This window comes from Pelagovum sp. HNIBRBA483, from assembly GCF_040931995.1.
GTDB lineage: Bacteria > Pseudomonadota > Alphaproteobacteria > Rhodobacterales > Rhodobacteraceae > JAEPMR01.
Genome location: NZ_CP162412.1, coordinates 2789826 through 2810182, shown reverse-complemented (window position 1 = coordinate 2810182; position 20357 = coordinate 2789826). Strand labels below are relative to the sequence as shown.

General features: G+C 58.1%; 21 protein-coding genes and 1 pseudogene. 8 read left to right on the top strand and 14 right to left on the bottom strand.

The annotated features are described in order from the left end of the window. Positions 1 to 44: 44 nt before the first annotated feature. From AB1E42_RS13765 to AB1E42_RS13730, 8 genes are all read right to left on the bottom strand, one after another. Positions 45 to 260 carry a hypothetical protein gene (locus AB1E42_RS13765; RefSeq protein ID WP_368344808.1) on the bottom strand — a complete coding sequence of 72 codons (216 nt, stop codon included), beginning with the start codon at positions 258 to 260 and terminating at the stop codon, positions 45 to 47. A gap of 138 nt (positions 261 to 398) precedes the next feature. Continuing rightward, the gene (locus tag AB1E42_RS13760; RefSeq protein WP_368344807.1) at positions 399 to 632 is read right to left on the bottom strand and encodes a helix-turn-helix transcriptional regulator; all 234 of its coding nucleotides are present in this window, start codon (positions 630 to 632) and stop codon (positions 399 to 401) included. A gap of 190 nt (positions 633 to 822) precedes the next feature. After that, the gene (locus tag AB1E42_RS13755) at positions 823 to 1629 is read right to left on the bottom strand and encodes a hypothetical protein (RefSeq protein ID WP_368344806.1); all 807 of its coding nucleotides are present in this window, start codon (positions 1627 to 1629) and stop codon (positions 823 to 825) included. Positions 1630 to 1705: 76 nt separating this feature from the next. Continuing rightward, the gene (locus AB1E42_RS13750; RefSeq protein ID WP_368344805.1) at positions 1706 to 2902 is read right to left on the bottom strand and encodes a tyrosine-type recombinase/integrase; all 1197 of its coding nucleotides are present in this window, start codon (positions 2900 to 2902) and stop codon (positions 1706 to 1708) included. Between the two features lie 305 nt (positions 2903 to 3207). Then, on the bottom strand, positions 3208 to 4236 hold the full coding sequence (locus tag AB1E42_RS13745) for a glutathione S-transferase C-terminal domain-containing protein (RefSeq protein WP_368344804.1): 1029 nt from the start codon (positions 4234 to 4236) through the stop codon (positions 3208 to 3210). A gap of 2 nt (positions 4237 to 4238) precedes the next feature. Then, complete coding sequence (locus AB1E42_RS13740; RefSeq protein ID WP_368344803.1) at positions 4239 to 4805, bottom strand: hemerythrin domain-containing protein; 567 nt, start codon at positions 4803 to 4805, stop codon at positions 4239 to 4241. A 71-nt stretch (positions 4806 to 4876) separates the two neighbouring features. After that, positions 4877 to 6415 carry a glutamate synthase-related protein gene (locus tag AB1E42_RS13735; protein ID WP_368344802.1) on the bottom strand — a complete coding sequence of 513 codons (1539 nt, stop codon included), beginning with the start codon at positions 6413 to 6415 and terminating at the stop codon, positions 4877 to 4879. A 49-nt stretch (positions 6416 to 6464) separates the two neighbouring features. Beyond that, a complete protein-coding gene (locus tag AB1E42_RS13730) occupies positions 6465 to 6836 on the bottom strand; it encodes a DoxX family protein (RefSeq protein ID WP_368344801.1) in 372 nt (123 codons plus the stop codon). A 111-nt stretch (positions 6837 to 6947) separates the two neighbouring features. Here AB1E42_RS13730 and AB1E42_RS13725 point away from each other — a divergent pair, with 111 nt between their 5' ends. Beyond that, positions 6948 to 7820, top strand: coding sequence for a LysR family transcriptional regulator (locus AB1E42_RS13725; protein ID WP_368344800.1), 873 nt, complete (start codon positions 6948 to 6950; stop codon positions 7818 to 7820). Positions 7821 to 7893: 73 nt separating this feature from the next. On the opposite strand, the gene AB1E42_RS13720 is transcribed toward AB1E42_RS13725, so the two are convergent. After that, the gene (locus AB1E42_RS13720; RefSeq protein WP_368344799.1) at positions 7894 to 8370 is read right to left on the bottom strand and encodes a MarR family winged helix-turn-helix transcriptional regulator; all 477 of its coding nucleotides are present in this window, start codon (positions 8368 to 8370) and stop codon (positions 7894 to 7896) included. A 217-nt stretch (positions 8371 to 8587) separates the two neighbouring features. Between AB1E42_RS13720 and ectA the strand changes: the two genes are divergently transcribed. From ectA to AB1E42_RS13700, 4 genes and pseudogenes are all read left to right on the top strand, one after another. Further along, positions 8588 to 9118 (top strand): diaminobutyrate acetyltransferase, encoded by a 531-nt coding sequence (ectA, locus tag AB1E42_RS13715; protein WP_368344798.1) that lies wholly within the window; start codon positions 8588 to 8590, stop codon positions 9116 to 9118. Between the two features lie 65 nt (positions 9119 to 9183). Continuing rightward, positions 9184 to 10470, top strand: coding sequence for a diaminobutyrate--2-oxoglutarate transaminase (gene ectB, locus AB1E42_RS13710; protein ID WP_368344797.1), 1287 nt, complete (start codon positions 9184 to 9186; stop codon positions 10468 to 10470). Positions 10471 to 10474: 4 nt separating this feature from the next. Next, positions 10475 to 10879, top strand: coding sequence for an ectoine synthase (locus AB1E42_RS13705; RefSeq protein WP_368344796.1), 405 nt, complete (start codon positions 10475 to 10477; stop codon positions 10877 to 10879). A gap of 75 nt (positions 10880 to 10954) precedes the next feature. Further along, positions 10955 to 12345 (top strand): annotated as a pseudogene (locus AB1E42_RS13700) (aspartate kinase). Positions 12346 to 12362: 17 nt separating this feature from the next. Here AB1E42_RS13700 and AB1E42_RS13695 read toward each other — a convergent pair. Both AB1E42_RS13695 and AB1E42_RS13690 read right to left on the bottom strand, forming a co-directional pair. Further along, the gene (locus tag AB1E42_RS13695) at positions 12363 to 13622 is read right to left on the bottom strand and encodes a class II D-tagatose-bisphosphate aldolase, non-catalytic subunit (RefSeq protein ID WP_368344795.1); all 1260 of its coding nucleotides are present in this window, start codon (positions 13620 to 13622) and stop codon (positions 12363 to 12365) included. Beyond that, complete coding sequence (locus tag AB1E42_RS13690) at positions 13619 to 14539, bottom strand: carbohydrate kinase family protein (protein WP_368344794.1); 921 nt, start codon at positions 14537 to 14539, stop codon at positions 13619 to 13621. Before AB1E42_RS13690 ends, AB1E42_RS13695 begins: the two co-directional genes overlap by 4 nt. 165 nt (positions 14540 to 14704) lie before the next feature. On the opposite strand from AB1E42_RS13690, the gene AB1E42_RS13685 reads away from it, so the two are divergent. Next, positions 14705 to 15754 (top strand): LacI family DNA-binding transcriptional regulator, encoded by a 1050-nt coding sequence (locus AB1E42_RS13685; protein WP_368344793.1) that lies wholly within the window; start codon positions 14705 to 14707, stop codon positions 15752 to 15754. 122 nt (positions 15755 to 15876) lie between these two features. On the opposite strand, the gene AB1E42_RS13680 is transcribed toward AB1E42_RS13685, so the two are convergent. Both AB1E42_RS13680 and AB1E42_RS13675 read right to left on the bottom strand, forming a co-directional pair. Then, positions 15877 to 16464 carry a hypothetical protein gene (locus AB1E42_RS13680; protein ID WP_368344792.1) on the bottom strand — a complete coding sequence of 196 codons (588 nt, stop codon included), beginning with the start codon at positions 16462 to 16464 and terminating at the stop codon, positions 15877 to 15879. A 3-nt stretch (positions 16465 to 16467) separates the two neighbouring features. Continuing rightward, entirely contained in the window at positions 16468 to 16752 is a 285-nt protein-coding gene (locus tag AB1E42_RS13675; protein ID WP_368344791.1) for a hypothetical protein, read from the bottom strand. Positions 16753 to 17040: 288 nt separating this feature from the next. Here AB1E42_RS13675 and AB1E42_RS13670 point away from each other — a divergent pair, with 288 nt between their 5' ends. Then, the gene (locus tag AB1E42_RS13670; protein ID WP_368344790.1) at positions 17041 to 18027 is read left to right on the top strand and encodes a hypothetical protein; all 987 of its coding nucleotides are present in this window, start codon (positions 17041 to 17043) and stop codon (positions 18025 to 18027) included. 66 nt (positions 18028 to 18093) lie between these two features. Then, entirely contained in the window at positions 18094 to 19197 is a 1104-nt protein-coding gene (locus AB1E42_RS13665; protein ID WP_368344789.1) for a hypothetical protein, read from the top strand. A 56-nt stretch (positions 19198 to 19253) separates the two neighbouring features. Here the strand turns inward: AB1E42_RS13665 and AB1E42_RS13660 are convergent, their stop codons facing one another. Further along, entirely contained in the window at positions 19254 to 20330 is a 1077-nt protein-coding gene (locus AB1E42_RS13660; RefSeq protein ID WP_368344788.1) for a BMP family ABC transporter substrate-binding protein, read from the bottom strand. Positions 20331 to 20357 lie beyond the last annotated feature (27 nt).

Below are 20357 nucleotides of genomic sequence, written 5' to 3'. Positions count from 1 at the left end.
TTTATTTTGGGGCCGGGCTGGACGCCCGGCTGCGCAACCCGGCTTCACGAAGATGCCTTTCTCGCGATCCAATTTTCTGCCCGTTCTGCACATTTCGCGACGTTCAGGAGATCGTTGTGGGAATAGGAGCTCGTTGAGCGCCATTCGCCTTCGTTGGTCTTGTAGGAACGGGTGAGATCGACGGAGTAGAACCCATCATTTTCCCAGATGGTGGCCGTGATCAGGCCGATTTTGAATTTGAATACAGGCGTATTAGCCATGCTGTTTCCTTTCAGCAATTGAGTTCATTGGCAGAGAAATGGAGGGCGCGAGGCAACGCGTCCTCGCGCCCCTTTTCGAGCCATCCGGCCCCAAAATCCCACGCAGCGCTGCCAACCCTGCGCGGGCAAAACTGAATGTCAGATCAGTTCGCTGGTATGAGCGACGGTGCGCTCTTCAATCCATGCGATTAGGTCGCTGTATCGGTATCGAACCGACCGCGCGGACACTTTTACAAAGCGCGGCCCACCTCCCCGATAACGCCAATTCTGAAGGGCGCGAACGGAATAACAAAGGATGTCGGCTGCGTCTGCTTCGTTCAGCAGTCGATTAGAGTGCTCATTTGCGAGCTGATTAACGAATTCGATAGGCATCTGGCCCCCTTTCTTGGTTGGTCGGCGAAGTGCCGATGTGAAAGAGGTAATCCAACGAAACGAATCGAGTTAGACGGCACGAATTATTAAGTTCGATACACTTTGCCGTAGTGAACTTTATTACATAAAATCATATGTTTATAACTATTTTTGCGGGGGAGAACTGGGTTCGTTGCAGGGGTGCGACGAACTAGCGTGGTAGCGTCGGTCCCGATGCTTTCCAGCTTGGTGGTACGGTGCTTGCCCAAATCCGCTCGAATGCTCTGCGGCTCAAGCCGTTGAACTTGTCCATAGCCTCAAATCGGAACTCATCTTTCGACCGCTCCTTGGCTTTCATTGTCTTCACACACTCGTTCAACCAGATTTCACACCGCTTTTCAGGCGTAAGATTGGCGGTTTCTTCCTCTGATGACGGTTCGTAACGTTCCAGCCATTCAAAGAACTCATCTTTTTTGAGGAATGCTGGTTCTCGTCTACGTGTTCCGCTGTATTCGCGGGGTGGAATGGTCATCGAAAGTGAGAAGTAGACGCGAAAATCTCGTGATCTCTCCCATGATTTCCATTGTGCGACCTCATTGCCTCCGAGGATCAAGGTAAGCTCTTCATCATGAAAAGCCGCTTTTAGGTCCGCCTCTACCTTACAGCGCCGTGCATAAGCCTCGTGGTCGGCCAGCCACGTGTCCGAAACGTGTGGAATACGAGAGAGCTTCCGTTCAAGCTCCTCGATTTCCATTCGAATAGGGTAGAGCGCTTTGTTCGCGTTCTCTTGTTCTTCGAAAGATGAATTGAGACGGAAAACGCGGTGGAATGGCAATGCTTCAGTTTCGAGGTCGTCCAGTCGCTTAAGGATATTTTGGCGTTGTTCTTTTGTGTGTTGGGGGTCGTCTACATGCCGAGAGAAAACTTCTGTTCCTTGCCATTTTTTCTGAAAAAGTCTTCGTCCAGTGAAGTCAAACGCCTGTAACAGGCTCAGGTGGCTTTCGAGGTCAAAACGCATGTAATCTCCGGCGGCTGCTCGTTCGGTGAATTAGGGTAGTTAGAAAAGCACTCGTCCCGAAATTCAACCTAAATGATTACCGAACAACGCGTAGATGCCCGCTTTGCGGTAGTTGCGGCTGCGGCTGATGAATCGCGCTTGATAGCAGTCCCGATACCTTATCTGCGGCCTGTCTCACCCTTTCGTCTGCCAAATGTGCGTAGCGTTGTGTCGTTTGGAAATTCGTATGGCCCAAAATCTTGCCAAGGGTCAGAAGATCAATCCCGTTCATTGCTGCGATAGAGGCATAGGTATGCCGAAGGTCATGGATGCGAACATCTTCCAACTGGGCAAGCTCTCTGATCCGCCGCCATGGGCGTTCGAGATCAGTGATGTGTGAGCCTGGAAAGCGCCCTTGGATCACGTAAGGGTTGCTAGGATCGCGGGGGAGGGCGGCAAGCACCTGATGGGCGTCTGAGGGCAGGGGAATGCGGCGGGCGCCGGTTTTACTGTCTGGAAGGACAAGGTGGGTCGCGGTGACATACTCCCATTTCAAAGTTTGGATTTCGCCACGGCGACAGCCCGTCATGAGCAGTAGTTTGAATGCAGCCGTAACGTAGACGGTTTCCGAACCGTCTGCTTCAACCGTCGCAAGCGTTCGCCCCAGCCGTGTGAGCTCGACTTCATTGAGATAGCGTTCGCATTTGCGTTCCTTATAGCGGGGAATAAGGCGGCAAGGGTTGGACCCGTCTGGGCGCATTCCCCAGAGCTCTGCGATGTTAAACATCTTCGATAACATCGCGAGCATACGGTTGGCCTGATAGGGGGTATCCCTCAACTTGTGATGCAACTCGGCAATATCGGTGCGGCGCATGTCGGCCACTTTGAATGCGCCGAATGCGGGAATGATGATTTTTTCAATTTGGCTGGTGTAGTTTCGAGCCGTTGTCGGCTTGCAATGCAATGCGACGTGATCGGTGAGAAACCGACGGCATAGAATGGTCATCGTCGGGGCGCGATGCTTTTCGTTGCGGATGGCGGAGGGGTCTTCGCCTTGAGCGACCTCACCCAACCGTTTCTGCGCCAGCCTGCGGGCGTCGTCAGCGGTGAGGACACCGTGCCGACCGAGGGTGAGGCGACGGTTGCGACCACCGTTCCGGTACTGAACGAGATAGGATTTCACGCCTGAGGGCATGACCCGAATTTCGAACCGTGGAAGCACGGTGTCGAATACGATGTAGTCGGCGGATTTGACCTCAAGTTTTTCCACAAAAGTTTTCGTCAGTGTCGGCATTTTCCCCTCCGAGCCAAACGCTCCACGGAAGCACTACGGAAGCACTAGCGAGCGAAATCTAGGGGAATCCATGAACTATGGGCGCAATGGCCGTCAAGAAAAACTCAATGAAGACAATGATTTATGAAAGTTTGGCGAATTCTGGCGCAAGTGGTGAAAATGGCCTGACCCGCGCTTCTAATCAGCAGGTTCGGGGTTCGAGTCCTCGCGGGATCGCCACAAATTTCTTTCCTGACTAACCGTTATCGAAATCGCACTCAGGCGGGCTTCAAGGTGCGTGGGGCTGCGCCTTGAAGAGAGGGTGGTTAGCCCCGCAGAGCAAGCTCAGGGTGATTGTAGGCCTCGGGATATTCCATTGGCTTTAGCGGACCTTTGGGCACCACCCGGTTCCAGCTGCGCCCAAAATAGCCTTGGCGGCAGTGTATCAGCGAACCCGCTGTGGCGATTCCAGGCAGCGCGTGAACACGGCAGAGCCAACGCCATAGGTGGGGGTAATCAAGGATGCGCGCGCCGTTCAGTTTCATCCGTACATAGTAGACAGGATCATGACGGTAGAGCGTTGGAAACAGGCGCAGGTCGGCTTCGGTGAAGGCGGCCCCCGTCAGGAAGGGGCGGCCATCCGACAGCAAGGCATCAAGCGCGGCGAGGGTGTAGAAATAGGCATCAAAAGCGGCGGCATACACCGCTTGATCCGACGAAAACCCCGCTTTGTAAGCGCCGTTGTTGATCGTCGTATAAATCCGTTCATTCAGCGCGTGGATTTCCTGCCACTGGGTCGGGTTCTCGGGACAGAGGCGCACCCGGTTGGCGGTGGGAATGGTGCTTCCCAAGGCCTCGGCATGTGTATCGAGCATGCGGATGATCTCGGCGCTTTCGTTGCTGACAATCCGGCCGGAGACTTTGTCGAACAGGATTGGCAGGGACTGTTCATCGGAGCCTTCGGCCAGATAGATCTGCTTGGCGAGGCGCAGCCCTTTTCCGGTGCCTGTTTCGTAAGTGCATTCGGGCAAGGTGTTGCCGGTCAGCGTGGCAATCTTGTCAGGCGCGAACTGCCACAGGTTGGGCCCTTCCGGATCGTCCTCATCGGTCCGGTTCGGGAAGGCCACATCCATCGTGATGCCCTGCTGGAGGCCCAGTACATTACGCGCGAGGATCGCGCGATGGCACCACGGGCAGTTCATCGCAACAAACAGGTGATACCGGCCTGGCTCGGGCGGGAAATCCCCATCACCGATGGCGTGGCGAAAGCCGCTGAGGCCGCGCACGAATTCACCCCGCGCGCGGCGTTCGGCGGCGCCTGATTGGTCTTCTTCGGTCGCGATGTCTTTGGTCATTTCTATCCTCTGAGCCGATGATGCAGGATGATCGGAATGGCGAGGTCTTCTTCATCCGTCAAATGACGCTTCAGAAACGCCTCGATGACTTGACTGATTTCATGAACCGCACCTGCCTCGTCATGCGCTTGAGCCTCATCAAGCGCCGATAGTTTGATCACACGATTGGCTTGGCGGGTAAAATCATCGAGCACCCTGTCCAGATCGGCATGGTCCTGTTCCAGCAGATCGAGGCCGGCTGCGAAGCGTGGCTCCGCGGCGGCAAGTTCGGGGAAATAGCTGCGGTCCTCCCACCCATGATGGCCGTGCAGGTTTCCAACCAGATTACCGCCAAGGTAGGACAGACGCGCGGCATAATCATCGAGGGTCGTATCCTTGTTCAGTACGGCCTCGGTATCCAGCCGGATGCGCCCTGCCACGCGGCGGAACATCCGATGCGCGCCGAGCCAGTGGCGTGTCTTATCGCGGAAGCCGGGATGCCCTTCCCACCCATCGCGGGGGTAGCGCTCCAGAAGGGTTTGCATGTCGGCAGGCATCTCTGTGTCGCGGATGTGATAGGTATCAAGCATGTTTCAACTCCTTTCGCGTAAAAGGTGGGGGCAATCTGGTCGCCGCACCAGATTGCCCGCCGCCATGGCCGCTATGCGCTGGGCGAAACACCAGCGAAACGAATGCCGCTGAGTTCCGCGACATCGCGTTTCCATGCGGTGATATCGCGCGGGGTGAAGCCCGACAGGCTGTCATGCCCGCAGGCGCGGGCGAGCACCTGCATCAGCTCAACGCTTGCGCCGAAATACCGCGCCAGACGTTCCGCGCCGACTTGAACATCCAGCCGCTTGCGTAGTTCGGGCTTTTGGGTCGCCACACCGACAGGGCAATTGTTGGAGTTACAGATCCGCGCGGCGATGCAGCCCACGGCCTGCATGGCGGAATTGCTCACCGCGATGGCATCCGCACCGAGCGCCATTGCCTTGACGAAATCCTCGGGCATCCGCAGGCCGCCGGTGATGACAAGCGTGACCTCGCGCCCGGTTTTGGCGTCCAGATACCTGCGGGCGCGTGCCAATGCCGGGATCGTCGGGACGGAGATATGGTCGCGGAAGATCAGCGGGGCCGCGCCGGTGCCGCCACCGCGCCCGTCGAGGATGATGTAATCGGCACTAGCCTCAAGCGCGAAGTCGATGTCATCCTCGATATGGTTGGCAGATAGTTTGAAGCCGATGGGAATGCCACCCGAACGCTCGCGCACCTGATCCGCAAGCTGGCGGAAATCAGCGGGCGTGTGCAGGTCGGGGAAAGTGGCTGGCGAGATCGCGGCTTGCCCCGGCTCCAGCCCGCGTACCTCGGCGATTTTGCCTTGCACCTTTTCGCCGGGAAGATGTCCGCCGGTGCCTGTCTTGGCTCCTTGGCCGCCTTTGAAGTGAAAGGCTTGTACCCGCGCAACATGATCGAGCGACCATCCGAAACGCGCCGATGCCAGTTCGTAGAAATAACGGCTGTTTTCGGCCTGTTCTTCGGGCAGCATACCCCCCTCGCCGGAACAGATGCCGGTGCCGGCCATCTCCGCACCGCGGGCAAGGGCTGTTTTCGCCTCCTCCGACAGAGCGCCGAAGCTCATGTCGGACACGAAGAGCGGAATATCGAGTTGCAAGGGCTTTGCCGCGCGCGGGCCGATGGTAACAGAGGTCGCCACTGGCGCGTCATCCAAGAGGGGTTTGCGCGCCATCTGTGCGGGGAGAATCTGGATATCGTCCCAATGCGGCAGGTCTTTGCGTGGCACACCCATCGCGCCCATCTCGCCGTGGTGGCCGAGCTTTGACAGGCCGTCCTTTGCCAGCGCATGAATCCGCGCGACCGTCGGTTCCTCAGCCGTTGGCGTGGCTTGCGGAACATCTGATTTGGGTGCGGGCGACGGGTCGCCCACGGCGAGATCGCCTAACTTTGTGTGTGAGCCGTCGCAGAAGGGCGCATTCGCGCTGGATTTACATTGGCACAGGGTTGCCGCGCCGGTCTTCTCGGCGGTGAACTTGAGCGGCTTAAGCCCCGTGCCTGCATGTGAGCCATCGCAAAACGGCTGGTTTTTTGAGCGGCCGCAGCGGCACCAGAAGTAGGTCTTGCCCTCTTCCAACTCGACCTTGGTTGGAACCTTGGCTGCGATGATGGGAACGTCTTGGCTCATGATGGATCTCCTTGATGAAATCGGATCGTCACGGTTGGTGGTGATGCAATCAAGCTTGCGACCGCCGCGCCGTGCCGAGGATCTCGGGAATCTGAGCGCGGTAGATGTACAGAACCGCCGCCGAGAGGAGGCCGAGCACGATTGCGGGAACGGCTGATGGCCCTATGATGAACCAGTGCGTCAGGACCGCCCCAACCATTGTGCCGCCTAGGACAGCGGCGCCGATGACCTGACGACGCGGCAACCAGAGCAAGGCCGCGCCAGTAAGCTCGATCAGGCCGGTAACATAGCGAAAGCCCTGACCAAAGCCGATCTGATCAAAGGTAGTGACCATCATCTCGACCCCTGTGAGCTTGGCGCCGCCCGCGCCAATGAATGCGAGAGTCAGAACGATACGAAGGCCGAGAGAAAGATACGTCATGGTGTGTCTCCGATGTGTAATGTTTGCTTGCATTCATAACATCAGTGTACACAATGGGGATCAATGCGCGTGATTTCTGCATTATATGTACAAAAAGTGTACAGGTGAAAAATGGATAAATGGGCCGAGCTGCGCACCGCATATCAGGTTGCAAGATTGGGGACGGTCAGCGCTGCTGCTGAGGCGCTTGGCTTTCACCGCGCGACGGTCATCCGTCACATCGATGTGTTGGAGGCTGAACTGGGCGGGCCTCTGTTTATCCGTCACGCGCGCGGCTATGCGTTGACTGAACTGGGCGAAGACGTTCTGCGGGTCGCGCAAAAAACCGAGGAACTGATCGACGATATGGCGGGCCGTGCAAACGGTGCCAAGGCCGAGATTTCAGGTGAGATCAAGCTGACCCTGCTTGCGCCGTTTGCCGGGCTGTTGATGAAGGCGATCACGCGCTTCAGGGAGGAGAACCCCCATTGCCGTGTCCAGATCGATGTAAGCGAAGACCTCGCGCGGCTTGAATATGGTGAGGCCCAAATCGCCCTGCGCGCTGGCACAAAGCCTGACCACCCAGACTATGTTGTGCGTTTCTTCGGGCGCTACGGCTTTAACCTTTATGCCCATGACAACTACATCCGCCGGTTTGGACTGCCGGAAGGCCCCGACGATATGAGCGGCCATCAATTTGTCGTTTCAGCTGTTGGAGGTGGCCGCCTGCCGTTCCGATCTTGGATAGATGACCACGCGCACCCCGAGATGATCGCGCTGGAGTCTCGGAACATCGAGGTCAACATCGCGGCAATGTCGGCGGGCATTGGCATGGGCTTTATCGCGGACCACGAAGCTGCTGCCCGCGGCGGCTTTCATGCTGTTCTGCCGCCGAACAAGGATTGGACCGCGCCGCTATGGCTCGTCACGCATGTTGATCTGCACCGGACTGAAAAAGTGCAGGCTATGCTGGGCTGCATCAAATCCGAACTTCAGAACGAATAAGCGGCCTGACCCTTGATGCTGGTGCGTCAGGCTGTTGGTGGCACACCTCACAGGCCATTGGTTGAGAATAAGGCTATTCGGCTGGCCGGATTTCGCCAGTATCGAGGACGGGAGAGGCGTCCATTTCCTCGGCGTCCAGCATGGCGGCGACACGTTCGAGGCTGGCGACGAGCATTGCTTGTTCCCAGTCATCCATCGCGGCGAATTTTCGGACGAACCGCTGTTGGAGCGGGTCGGGGGCGTCCTCCAGAATGGTGCGTCCGGCATCGGTAAGCACGATGTTGATCTGCCGCCGGTCCTGGCTGGATTTTTCGCGTACCGCCAAGCCGTCGCGCACCAGCTTATCGACCAGCGATGTGACCGTGCCTTGGGAAATCCGCATGCGGAGTGAGATCGCTTTGGCGGTGGCGTAGCCCTGCTCCGAGATGATTTGCAGAACGCGAAACTGGGTCGGCGTGATGCCCGTTGACTGACGAATTTCCCGACCGAACAGCTCTGTCGCGCGGACGATCCGCCTCAGGGCAATCAAACTGCTATCAATCCGGTCCACGACGCCTCCGTTGGTTTGCTTGTCGAAGTATATCTTGTCAGATTTTTTTGGGCAAATGCCAATGATGTTTGACTATCAAAGGGAATTTTCCGTCAAAAACCTTATATTATTGGATATTTTGAGCATAATCAGCCTTAATGCGCATAAATATTACTTTGAATGTTGAAATTTAGTTATTACGGCGTTATTTCAGCCGCCGAAGCGAAAGGAGCCCAAAATGCAACACCCCGCTCACCCGATGCGCAGCGACTCGCCTTCGTTGCGTAAACCAACGGCCAAAGTTGGCGCAGATATCTGGAAGCTCGTGAGAGCGTGCCGCCCGCTCGATGAAAACTCGATGTATTGCAACTTGCTGCAAAGCGATCACTTCGCCGAAACTTGCGTTCTGGCCGAGATGGCGGGCGAAGTTGTGGGCTGGGTTTCTGCCTATGTGATGCCGAACGAGCCTGATACGCTGTTTGTGTGGCAGGTCGCCGTGTCTGAAGTGGCGCGCGGGCAAGGCCTGAGCGGCTTGATGCTGCAAAATATTGTGAACCGTCCGCAATGTCGCGGTGTGACCCGTCTGCAAACGACCATCACCGCAGACAATGATGCGTCGTGGGCGCTGTTCCGCAAGTTTGCGCGCCTTCAGGGCGGGGAGCTGGACGTGGATCCCTACTACACGCAATCGCTGCATTTTCAGGATCGGCACAAGACCGAGTTCATGGTCACCATACCGCTGGCTAAGCGGCTGCAACTGGCCGCGTAAGCTGCCTGCCTACTGCCGCCAACCAGCGTTCTTCATTCAACAAACTGAAGCTTATGAGAGGTCGTATGTCTACGAACCCAACAGATATTTCCGTCTTTAAACGCCGTGAATCTGAGGCCCGCAGCTATTGCCGCGGGTTTGACAAGGTCTTCACCTCGGCCAGCGGCTCCGAAATGATCTCCCGCGATGGGGAGCGCTATATCGACTTCCTCGCGGGCTGTTCTTCTTTGAACTATGGTCACAATGATCCCGACCTCAAGGATGCCTTGATCGCGCATATTCAGGCGGACGGTATTGCGCATGGACTGGACATGCATACCGATACCAAGGCCGCATTCATCTCGGCGTTCGAAAAGCTGATCCTCGCCCCGCGTGACATGGCTCACAAGCTCATGTTCACAGGGCCGACGGGAGCGAATGCCGTGGAAGCGGCGCTGAAAATCGCCCGCAAAGCAACTGGCCGTACCAATGTCGTTGCTTTCACCAATGGCTTTCATGGTGTCACGCAGGGTGCTTTGGCCGCAACGGGTAACAGCTACCATCGGGGCGGCGCGGGTACGGCGCTGAGCGACGTGACGCGGATTCCGTATGAGGACTACTTCCCCGGCTGTGGTGATACGGCTGATTTTCTGGAAGCGATGCTCAACGACCGCTCCAGTGGACTGGACGCCCCTGCTGCGATCATTCTTGAGACGGTGCAGGGCGAGGGTGGATTGAATGCCGCAAGTCCGGCATGGCTGCAACGGATCGCGGAGCTGGCTCGCAAGGCGGGCGCGCTGCTGATTGTCGATGATGTGCAGGCGGGCTGTGGCCGTACTGGCACGTTCTTCTCATTCGAGGAGATGGGTATTTCTCCCGATATCATCACGATGGCGAAATCCATCTCGGGCTTCGGGCTGCCGATGGGGCTGGTGTTGGTCAAGCCGGAGTATGACGTGATGGGCCCCGCCGAGCACAACGGCACCTTTCGCGGCAACACGCATGCGTTCGTTACCGCGCGCGCAGCGTTGGAAAAATTCTGGGCGAATGATGCGTTTCAGCACGATATTGCCCGCCGTGCGCAAATCGTGGAGGACGGTCTGCAATCCATTGCCGACATGATCGATGGTGCGCGCCTGAAAGGGCGTAACATGATGCGCGGCGTCGACGTTGGCAGCGGTGCGCTCGCCAGTGACATCTGCGCCCTTGCCTTCGAGCGGGGATTGATCATCGAAACCTCCGGACCGGAGGATGAAGTCGTCAAGATCCTCGCGCCGCTCACAACACCGGACGAAACCTTGCTAGCCGGTTTGGATATCCTGATTGGTGCGACGCAAGACGTTGTGAACGCGCAGAAATTCGCAGCGGAGTGAGGCAATGATTGTACGCGATTTCAACGAGATAATCGAAAAAGAGCGTGATCGCGTTGTCTCTGACGCCCAGTGGAGCAGCGTGCGTATGCTGCTGGCGGATGATGGAATGGGCTTTTCCTTCCACATCACCTTTTTGGAGCCGGGGTCGGAGCATACGTTTGAATACAAAAATCACTTCGAGAGCGTTTATTGCATTCAGGGTCGCGGTGCGATCACTGACATCGCAACCGGCGAAACGCACATCATCAAACCTGGCGTGATGTATGCGCTGGATCAGCATGATCGCCATATCCTGCGGGCTGATGAAGAGCTTGTCATGGCGTGTTGCTTCAATCCTCCGGTGACGGGGAAGGAAGTGCATCGCGAAGATGGCTCCTATGCCGCTGCGGACGATCTCGAAACAACCTGAGAGGATCCGGCGCTGGCCGGATGACATATTGTGACATTCCCAGAGCATACCGTTGAGAAGATTGGCGGGACTTCCATGTCGCGCATCAGTGAGTTGCGCGACGCGCTGATCATTGGCGACCGTACCGCAGAGGCATTGTATCGCCGGATTTTTGTTGTGTCGGCATTTGGTGGCATCACCGATTTGTTGCTGGAGCACAAGAAATCCGGTGAGCCGGGTGTTTTGCGCTTTTCGCGAATGATGACAACGATCACAGCTGGCTGGCCGCGCAGGACAGGGTGGCGGAAGCGATGGCGGATCGCCACAACGACGTATTGGATGCTCCCGCCGACCGCGCCTTGGCCGAGGATTTTGTCAGGGATCGGATCGAAGGCGCGCGGAACTGTCTTTTCGGATTGCGCCGCTTGTGTTCTTACGGCCACTTCCGGCTGTCCAGCCAGATGATGATCGTGCGAGAGCTGTTGTCGGGATTGGGTGAGGCGCATTCCGCCTATGTGACGACGCTGATGCTCCAGCGGGCTGGGGTCAACGCCCGCTTTGTGGATCTCAGCGGGTGGCGCGATGAAACAGAGTACAGTCTGCAAGAGCGCATCAGTAAAGGTTTCAGCGATGTGGAGCTGACTGCCGAACTCCCCATTGTGACGGGCTATGCGCAGTGCAAAGAAGGCCTCATGCGCGAATATGACAGGGGGTATTCGGAAGTCACGTTCTCCAACATCGCGGCCCATACAGGTGCGACTGAAGCGATCATTCACAAAGAGTTCCATTTATCGTCGGCCGATCCGGCATTGGTGGGCGCGGGTGCCGTGCGCAAGCTGGGGCATACGAATTACGACGTTGCCGATCAGCTTTCCAACATGGGGATGGAGGCGATCCATCCCAACGCGGCGAAGATCTTGCGGCAGTCCAACATTGCGCTGCGGGTCACGAATGCATTCGAGCCGACGGACCCGGGTACGCTGATTGACGATCAACCGGCGGATAGCCCCGCCGTGGAAATCGTGACGGGGCTAAACGTGGTTTCGCTTGAGCTGTTCGAACAGGATATGGTCGGTGTGAAAGGGTATGACGCGGCCGTTCTGGAGGCGCTGCGCCGGCACAAGGTGCGCATTGCCGCCAAGACATCGAATGCGAACACCATCACCCATTATGTCGAGGCGCCACTCAAGACCGTGCGGCGGGTTGTCTCCGACCTAGAGGATGCCTTTCCCTCGGCGGATGTGAGTGCGCGCAATGTGTCAATCGTTTCGGCAATTGGCCGTGATCTCACCGGATTGAAGGCCTTTAGCCGTGGCTTGATGTCCTTGGAGGACAGCGCAATTGACGTGATCGCAGCGCATCAGACGCTGCGCAATGTGGACATCCAATTCGTGGTGCCGCGCGATGCGGTGGATGATGCAGTGAAGGCGCTTCATGCGGCATTGGTTGGAGCGCCGGAAGAAAAGGCGCTACCGCAGGCCGCGTAAAGGCGGCGGTATCGGTGTTAGTCGACCCACCGACAGGCGCGGTAGTAGCGGGCGAGGGTGGTTTCGATGCGCGGCGAGATCAGCGCGTCGGGACCGACATTCGCCGCTGAAACGGGGAATGTTGCGCCAAATTGTGAGGCCATCGCTGCGGTGATGGGGTGGCTTTTGAAGTTGGCCATAAGCTGTTCGAAAGCGGCGGCAACGGCAGGCCGGTCCCAGTAGTATCGAATGCGATCGCTCAGGCTGTAGAGCTTCAGATATGCGATGTGGTCGACTGATCCTTGATAATAGTTTTTCCAGTCCTCCGGCGCGTCTGCCATTGCGCGAAGGATGGACGCTTTGAGTGCTGCCGGATTGGGCAGATGTAATGCGCCCTCGATCTGATCGAGCGCCATGACCCCTTCGCGAAAGCGGAATGTCAGCTCAGGGCCGACCTTCAGGATGACGGAGTGGTCGGATACCAGATGTGACAGGTTTTCGGTGCTCTGGTAGTCCGTCGAATGAGCCTCGAAGGCGATGTTGTCGTGGTTTTGGATTGCGGCCTTCAGGCCCAGTGCTTTTGCGCGGTCATAGTGGAATACGGCCTCATGGGAAAAATCGACCCCCGGTTGGACCACAACGGCGATGGCTTTTTCGATACCTTGCGGAACGCCTGCGGCGTCAAAGGCGGTGCGGTGCGTCTCAATCGTCTCCGCAAGCCGCTCGGGGGTGGTGACGCTGATACCGGACATATCGTCCGATTCACCGCCGGGGACGGGAACCTCGGTGCCGATCACATAGCTTAGCGCGGATGGGTCAGGTGCATGGCTTTCGGCAACGGCGCAAAGCGCTGCGGATCGCTGCGCGACCAACTCGAAAGAGGGTGTCGGCTCTCCGCCGCAGGCCATGCTTGCGTCAAGATGGATCTTGGTGAAGCCCGCTTCGACATAATCTTTCACGAGGGTCTTGGCATGGTCCATTGCCACTTCAGCGGGCAGGTGGCGCCACGGGTTCGGGCCGAGGTGGTCGCCACCGAGGATGAGGTTGCTCGAAGACATTCCGGCGTCTCGCGCAAGAGTGCGAAGCGACGCGGCGTAGGCCGCCGGTTTTTGCCCCGTATAACCGCCGAATTGGTTAACCTGATTGCAGGTGGCCTCGATCAGCGCAGGAAGGTTGTGCTCTGCGGCGAAGCGCGTGATTTCGCGCAGGACATAGGCGTTGGCTGTGCAAAAGCTTGGAAGCGCGGTTGGCGCTTCGTTGCGGTTTTGCGCCACGAGGTCTTTCAAATCAATGCTCATGCCGGTGCGATCTCTAGATGTTCGTTAATGTCGGAGAGGGTCGGGTTCCATTCCATCGGGCCGCGCCGCGTGACGTGAAGTGCGCCTGCGATATTTGCTGCCGCCAGCGCCTCCTTGAAGGGGCGGCCTTGGTCCAGCAGACCGATCAGCGTGCCGCAGAAGCAATCGCCCGCGCCGGTTGGGTCGACCTCGTGGACCGCGAGTGCGGGGAGGCGGATCATGGCGGTTCCATCCGACCCGAGGACGCCGTTTGCGCCCTGTTTTACCACGACGATTTTCTTGCCTGCTTCGAGCAGGTCGAGAATGACGGTTTCCGCTGTTTGGCCCGGGTAGAGGGCTGCAATATCGGAGTCGCTGGGCAGGAAGATGTCACAACGGGTGATGATCTGATCAATCACCTGGCGAACGGAAGGATCGCGCATGAGTTCGGGCCGGATGTTGGGGTCGTAGCTGACGGTGCCACGGCCTTCCATTTGCGCGAGCATGCCTTCGATCATCGCGCGGATATTCGGGTTGCCGAGTGACGCGCCGGAGATATGCAAGGTCGATCCCTGCGGCAGCGTCGGGATTGCGGCGAAATCATCTGCCGCTGTGCCGTCCATGTGAAAGACGAAAGTGCGGGAACCGTCTTCGAAATAGGACACGAACGCGGTTCCCGTGGTCAGGGTCTTGCTGGTGTGCAAGTGGGAGATGTCCACCCCGTCCGTCGCCAGCCGGTGCCGCAACATCTCGCCAAACGGGTCATCGCCGACGGCGCCGATCACCGCTGCTGCCCCGCCCACGCGCGCGACCTGATCGATGAAGATCGCAGGTGCGCCACTTGGGTAAGGCCCTGAGAAGGTTGTCGTCTTCTGGAGGGTGCAGCCGATCTCGTGAGAGACGAACTCTGCCAGCATCTCACCGGCTGTGTAGATCATGTCGCCGCCTGTTTGGTTGGATAAGGTCCGCACAGTGTTAGTGAAAAACTTATACACGCGTCAATGTTTTTCCGAACCTGTATCGGAAACGGGTGACATCACCTGTTGCACGATGTTAGATCGACTCTGACGATCCTGGGAAAGCACGACGAAAAAGGCCAAGCGGTGAGCGGCAAAAAACGTATCAACACGATGGAGCAGTTGTCTGCCGAGATCGGCGTGTCGCGGGCAACCCTGTCGCGGTATTTCCAAGACCCTTCCTTGGTCCGAAAGTCGACCTCAGAGAAAATCGCGCATTTGCTCACGACGGTCGATTATGTGCCGAATTTCCTCGCACGGAATATGAACCGCAAGCGGACAGGCTGGTTCGGTGTTGTGTTGCCGCATTTGAACGACCTGTTCTACATGACATTGCTGCGCGAGATTGAGCGACGTGCGGAGGAGCTGGATTTTTCGGTATTGATCCAGAACTCACACGGTGATCCGGAGAAGGAGGTGCAGGCTGTCAAAAACCTGCGCTCGATGAACGCGGAAGGCGTGATCGTCGCACCGATAGGGGCTGTGCAGAATACACCTGCATTCAAGCGGCTGTCGGAGGATTTGCCGATGGTGTTCGTCGATGCGCGGTGTCCGGGGCTGGAGAAGGAGTTTTCCTTTGTCGGGACGGATAATGCGCAAAGTATGAAGCTTATGGTGGATTACTTGCGCCGTTCGGGGACGCCTCCAAAGTTCTTGAGCATGCCATCGGTGAACAGTAACTCCGATGAACGCGAGCAAGCATACATAGCGCGGATGATCGAAGTTGGGCTTGAGCCGCAAGTGATCAGGGGTACGTCAAGCGCGTCGATCTGGGACTTCGAATCCCATGGTTATGAGGTCATGCGGGAGCTGATCGCAGGTGGCTTGGAAGTGGATGCGACGATTTTGTGCGCCAATGACCGCCTTGCCATGGGCGCGCTCAGGGCTGCCAACGAGGCAGGCCTGATTGGTGCGCCGGATGTGGACGGGCCGCGCTTGCGGATTGCCGGCCATGACGATCATCCGCTGAGCCAGTACATGTGGCCGGCGATGACGACCGTTTCGCAGGACGTTTCCCGCATCGGGCGTGCGGCGGTTGATAGCATATCCAGTCAGGCGCGCGCCGACTTGGATAAGGGGCGCAAGCCGGTAGAGAAGCTCTTTCCCGCGCAGCTTTGTATTCGTAATTCCGCCTAGTCTACAGCGGGTGAGGTGGCGATTTGGTAGCCCCGTGCGGTGTTCTTACACCCGCTTCTTGAACTTATACGTTTGTATAAATCTGATCTGCTTAAAGCGCGCGCACCGGGTATGTCAGGCGGTCACTGTTCTTTCGGTGCGCCGCCTGTTGGGTCGACGTTCGTGCGGCGCTCATAGGCGCGGAACACGGCGAGCAGGATCAGGAAGGCAAAGAACAGGCCGAAGAAATCGCCGATCAGGTAGCCGAAATAGGACGACGGGCTCGCCGCATAGGCATAGTTGGTGAGAAGTGAGTTCAGGATTGATGCGCAGAATCCCACGAGCATCACGCCGCGCCAGCGGGGTGCGCCCGTGCCGGCATATAGGTTCCAGCCGAGGCGTTTGAAGAGTTCGAAGGTGAAGGGCGCGACGAACACGCCGACAAAGAGCGGCATGAGCGCGTAGCCGGAGAAGCCCGCGCTGCCGAGGAAGGCGAAGTGCATGATCGCTGCACCGGGCAGCAAAATGACAACGGCACGCCACTTGAACAGCCATGCGGCGAGGATTCGCACACCATGGGGGAGGAACAGGAGGCTCGGGTCCGGCGCGTTTGGTGTCCCCGGAATTGTGATGAGCGCGCTTTGCATCGGGCCAATCAGCAATACCACGAGGGTGAAGGCCAGAATGTAGGCCACCGAGCCGGTGAAGGTTTCGATGGCCAGCGCGCGCACCGGTCAGCCCGTGAGTGTGTAGAGGCCACGCTCGCGGCCTTCGACATGCTGGAGCAAGCCGCGGGCCTTGAGGCGGTCAATCGCGCGAAAAACGGTCGGGCGGGAGATCGGTGTCACCAGCGGGTGGGACATGACATCTCTGGTCGCGATCGTTGATTGGCGTTCTGCCGCCTCGGTGAAAGCATAGAGGACATCGCGCTCCACGGCGGAGAGTTCAGAAAGGCCAAGTTCGCCTTCCATATCCGCCAATAGCGCGCGGACTTGCGCGAGTTTGAGATACTTTTTCATGGGTCAAATGTAGGAGAGCGGTGGGTTTGGATCAATAGCTGCCTCACGCAAACGTTAGGAACGGCGAGGCTTCGCTCAAATGGAGACTCTGACGAGTTTCCGAGCGTGATTGGGCATCAAAATTGTCATGGCCCGACTAGGAGTCCCAATTTGTATCATATTGATACTCTTTTGAGAGGCCGACCTGCCTGTTCGGGCGGGTGTCGGGGCCGCAGTGCCGAACTAACCTTTAAACGATTGCGCGAGAAAGTCCTCGCGTTGCGAAAACAGGTTGGAACGGGACAGACGATGATGATCTATCAATTAGAGACAAAGAACGGCGGGCGATTGCTGTTGGCTGCCGGCACGGCGGCGCTTTTGAGCGCGTGTAATGTGAATGTGGATGCGAGTGGGTCGACGTTTAATACAGATACCGCACTGACTTTCGACGGGACCACCGTGGGCGTTGGCAGTGGCTCGGTGACGGGCAGCTCTGGCGGGTCCGGCAGCTCGGGCAGCGCGGGTGTTTATGGTTACGACGACGATTATTGGGAGAATGATTCTGACGATGATGCCGACCTCGATTTCGACGATGCGTCGGACTTCTTTGGCGGATCGAGCGGGCCTGATCTCGAAGTCAGGTTTGCAGATGGTAGCGGCGTGTATTTCTTGAGCGATCAGTCGAATTGGGCAGATGATCCGAGCGGCGGAGCGAGCACGATGACATCGTCGGGGACACCTACTGCTATTGGTTCTATCGCAGGTGGAACATGGTATTATAACACTGGCACCCGTGATGGCGAGCGGGTCAGCTACTATTACTGGGAGGAGAATTATACCTCTGATCCGCAGTGGATGGCGCTGATCATTGATGACTCTACCGACGAGGTCGTTGACATCTGGGCGACTGCTTCGGAAGGCACGAGCTCCACGCTCCCGAGTGGTGCCGCCAGGTACTCTGGCTCGACTGTGACCATTTTGCGTGATGAGGGAGAGACGCCTTACTTTGGGACGTTCACCCTGAACGCAGATTTCGCGTCGCGCACTGCTACAATTTCGATTGACGCTGGTATCGTCTCCCTCGGCGGCAGCGGACTGAGCATCAATCCGGGCACGGGGGAGCTTTCGGGTGACCTTACGATCTATAACGGGGATCGGACCGCCCCGGCTGCTGTGAACGGCCAGTTCTCCGGCGGAGGTGGATACTATTACGATGACGGCGAAGTCAGCGGTATCTACTACGATACGATTGGCGATAGCCCGTCGCTCGTCGGTGGGTTTGTCGGGTCCGAGTAGACCGATTGCTATCGCGGCGGCCGGACTCCGGCCGCCGTTTGCTTTTTCAGAAGATGATTTTTTGCAATGAATTATGGAAAACTGATCCGTCGCATCTTTGCGCCTGTGATTGTGCTTTCAAGCCTAAGCGGGGCCGGCGCCGTGTTTGCGCAGGAGGCGGGTGGGCGTATCGACTCGGGTGATTTATGCCTCTCGGCCTCGGGGGATACGCGGCTGGCGAATTACTGTTTGATCAATGAGATCAACGCCGAGCGCCTGACCGATCCGCGCGGGATTTTGACGACCGACGGGCGGCTTAAGAAGGCCGGTTTCGAGGAGGGATTAGGTTTCCCCGGTGCGTTGCCGCGGTTTGACACCGATCTGACGGTGACGCCGATCTTTTCCTATTCGCGGAATGTGAATGGTGGAAACAATTCCGATGAGCTGACCCTTGGAGCAATCACCTTTGAAACCGATCCCGACCTTTTGCGGAAGGCGGGCGTACTGGTGGGTGCGGGCCTTCAGGCGAGCGGGCTTTACCGGCTGGGTGGCGGCGACACGATTACCGGCGCGCTGGGGTTCAATGCCTCGCGTGCGCCGCAGCATGGGGCTGAGGTGATCGGGCAAAGCCAGCAGCTTTGCTATCAGAATTACATGGGCGACAACACCTTTGCTAATTTCTGTGGGGCGCGTTCGGTGACGCGCTATGAATTGAGCGAGAGCCGCCAGCGGAGCCTGACGGCGGGATTCACGCGCTATTTCCAGACGGCCCCGCGCCGCTACACGGGGCTGGGGGCGCAGATCGAGCGCGTGTTTAGCGGCGATACGGCGGTGACATCGCTGGGCTTTGCGGCGCGGCAGAAAACACGCGCGGGTGATGAGATCGGGTTGAATGCCACGTTTGGGCTGCCGGTGAGCGGCCAGCATGTCCAGCGCTTTGGCTTCCAAGCAAGCTATAGCACCAAGCTGAATGACCGCGCTTTGACGCTTTCGGCGGGCGTGCAGCGGGCCTATGGCAGCCAGATTTTCGGCATTGCGCGGGAGGATCGCGGTTGGTCGCTGCAAGCGAGCTATGCGCTGACCGATGCGCTTTCAGTGCAGGTGGGCTACCGGCGCAATGACAGCAGCATCGACTATTTCGACGAACGCGCGCCGGTGATCGGTGTCTCGTTCGAGCCGTTCCGCTGGTAGAAACAAAAACACCCGAGCCGAGGCCCGGGTGCTTTGTTGTTAGGTGACGGGTCCGCTTATTGCGGAATGTCGCCGGAGATGCCTTCGACATAGAAGTTCATGCCCAGAAGGGTGCCGTCATCTGCGGTTTCGCCCTCTGCGAGCCATGCGCTGCCGTCCTGCTTGTTAATCGGGCCGGTGAAGGCGTGGTATTCGCCGGAGGCCAGACTGTCGCGCAGCGCTTCGGCGGAGGCTTTCACGTCTGCCGGAACAGCGGAGGAAATCTCGCCGATGCCGACCATGCCCGGGCCGATGCCATCCCAAGTATCGGTGCTTTCCCATGTGCCGTCGATGACAGCTTGGGTGCGGGCGATGTAGTAGGGTGCCCAGTTATCGATGATCGAGGACACGCGCGGCATCGGGGCGTATTCGCCCATGTCGGAGGCCTGACCAAAGGTATAGACGTTGCCAGCAGCCTGTGCCGCCGCCTGAGGCGCGGTGGAGTCGGTATGCTGGAGGATCACGTCAGCGCCCTGCTCGATGAGCACGGAGGCGGCCTCGGCTTCTTTCGCCGGATCGAACCATGTGAAGGCCCAGACGATCTTGAACTCAACGTCGGGGTTTACTTCCTTGGCGTGGAGATACGCGGAGTTGATACCGCGGATCACTTCCGGAATCGGGAAAGAGCCGATGTAGCCAACGATGTTGCTCTCGGTCAGCTGACCAGCGATGTGACCTTGAACGGCGCGGCCTTCGTAGAAGCGGGCCGAGTAGGTGGACACGTTATCGGCGCGCTTGTAGCCGGTGGCGTGTTCGAACTTCACATCGGGGAACTTGGCAGCGACGTTGATTGTCGGGTCCATGTAGCCAAAGGACGTGGTGAAGATCAGGTCAGCGCCGCCGAGCGCCATCTGGGTCATCACGCGCTCTGCGTCGGGGCCTTCGGGGACGCTTTCGACGAAAACGGTTTCGACGGCATCGCCGAAGTGCTCTTCGACGGCGAGGCGGCCTTCGTTATGTTCGTAGGTCCAGCCGCCGTCGCCGACGGGGCCGACGTAGACAAAGCCCACTTTGGTCACATGGCTGTCGGCGATGGCAGCCGTCGACATGCCAAGCGCAACCGTGGCGCCGGTCAGGATTGATTTAAGGTTCATACTGTTACTCCCTGTTGGTGGTCTTGG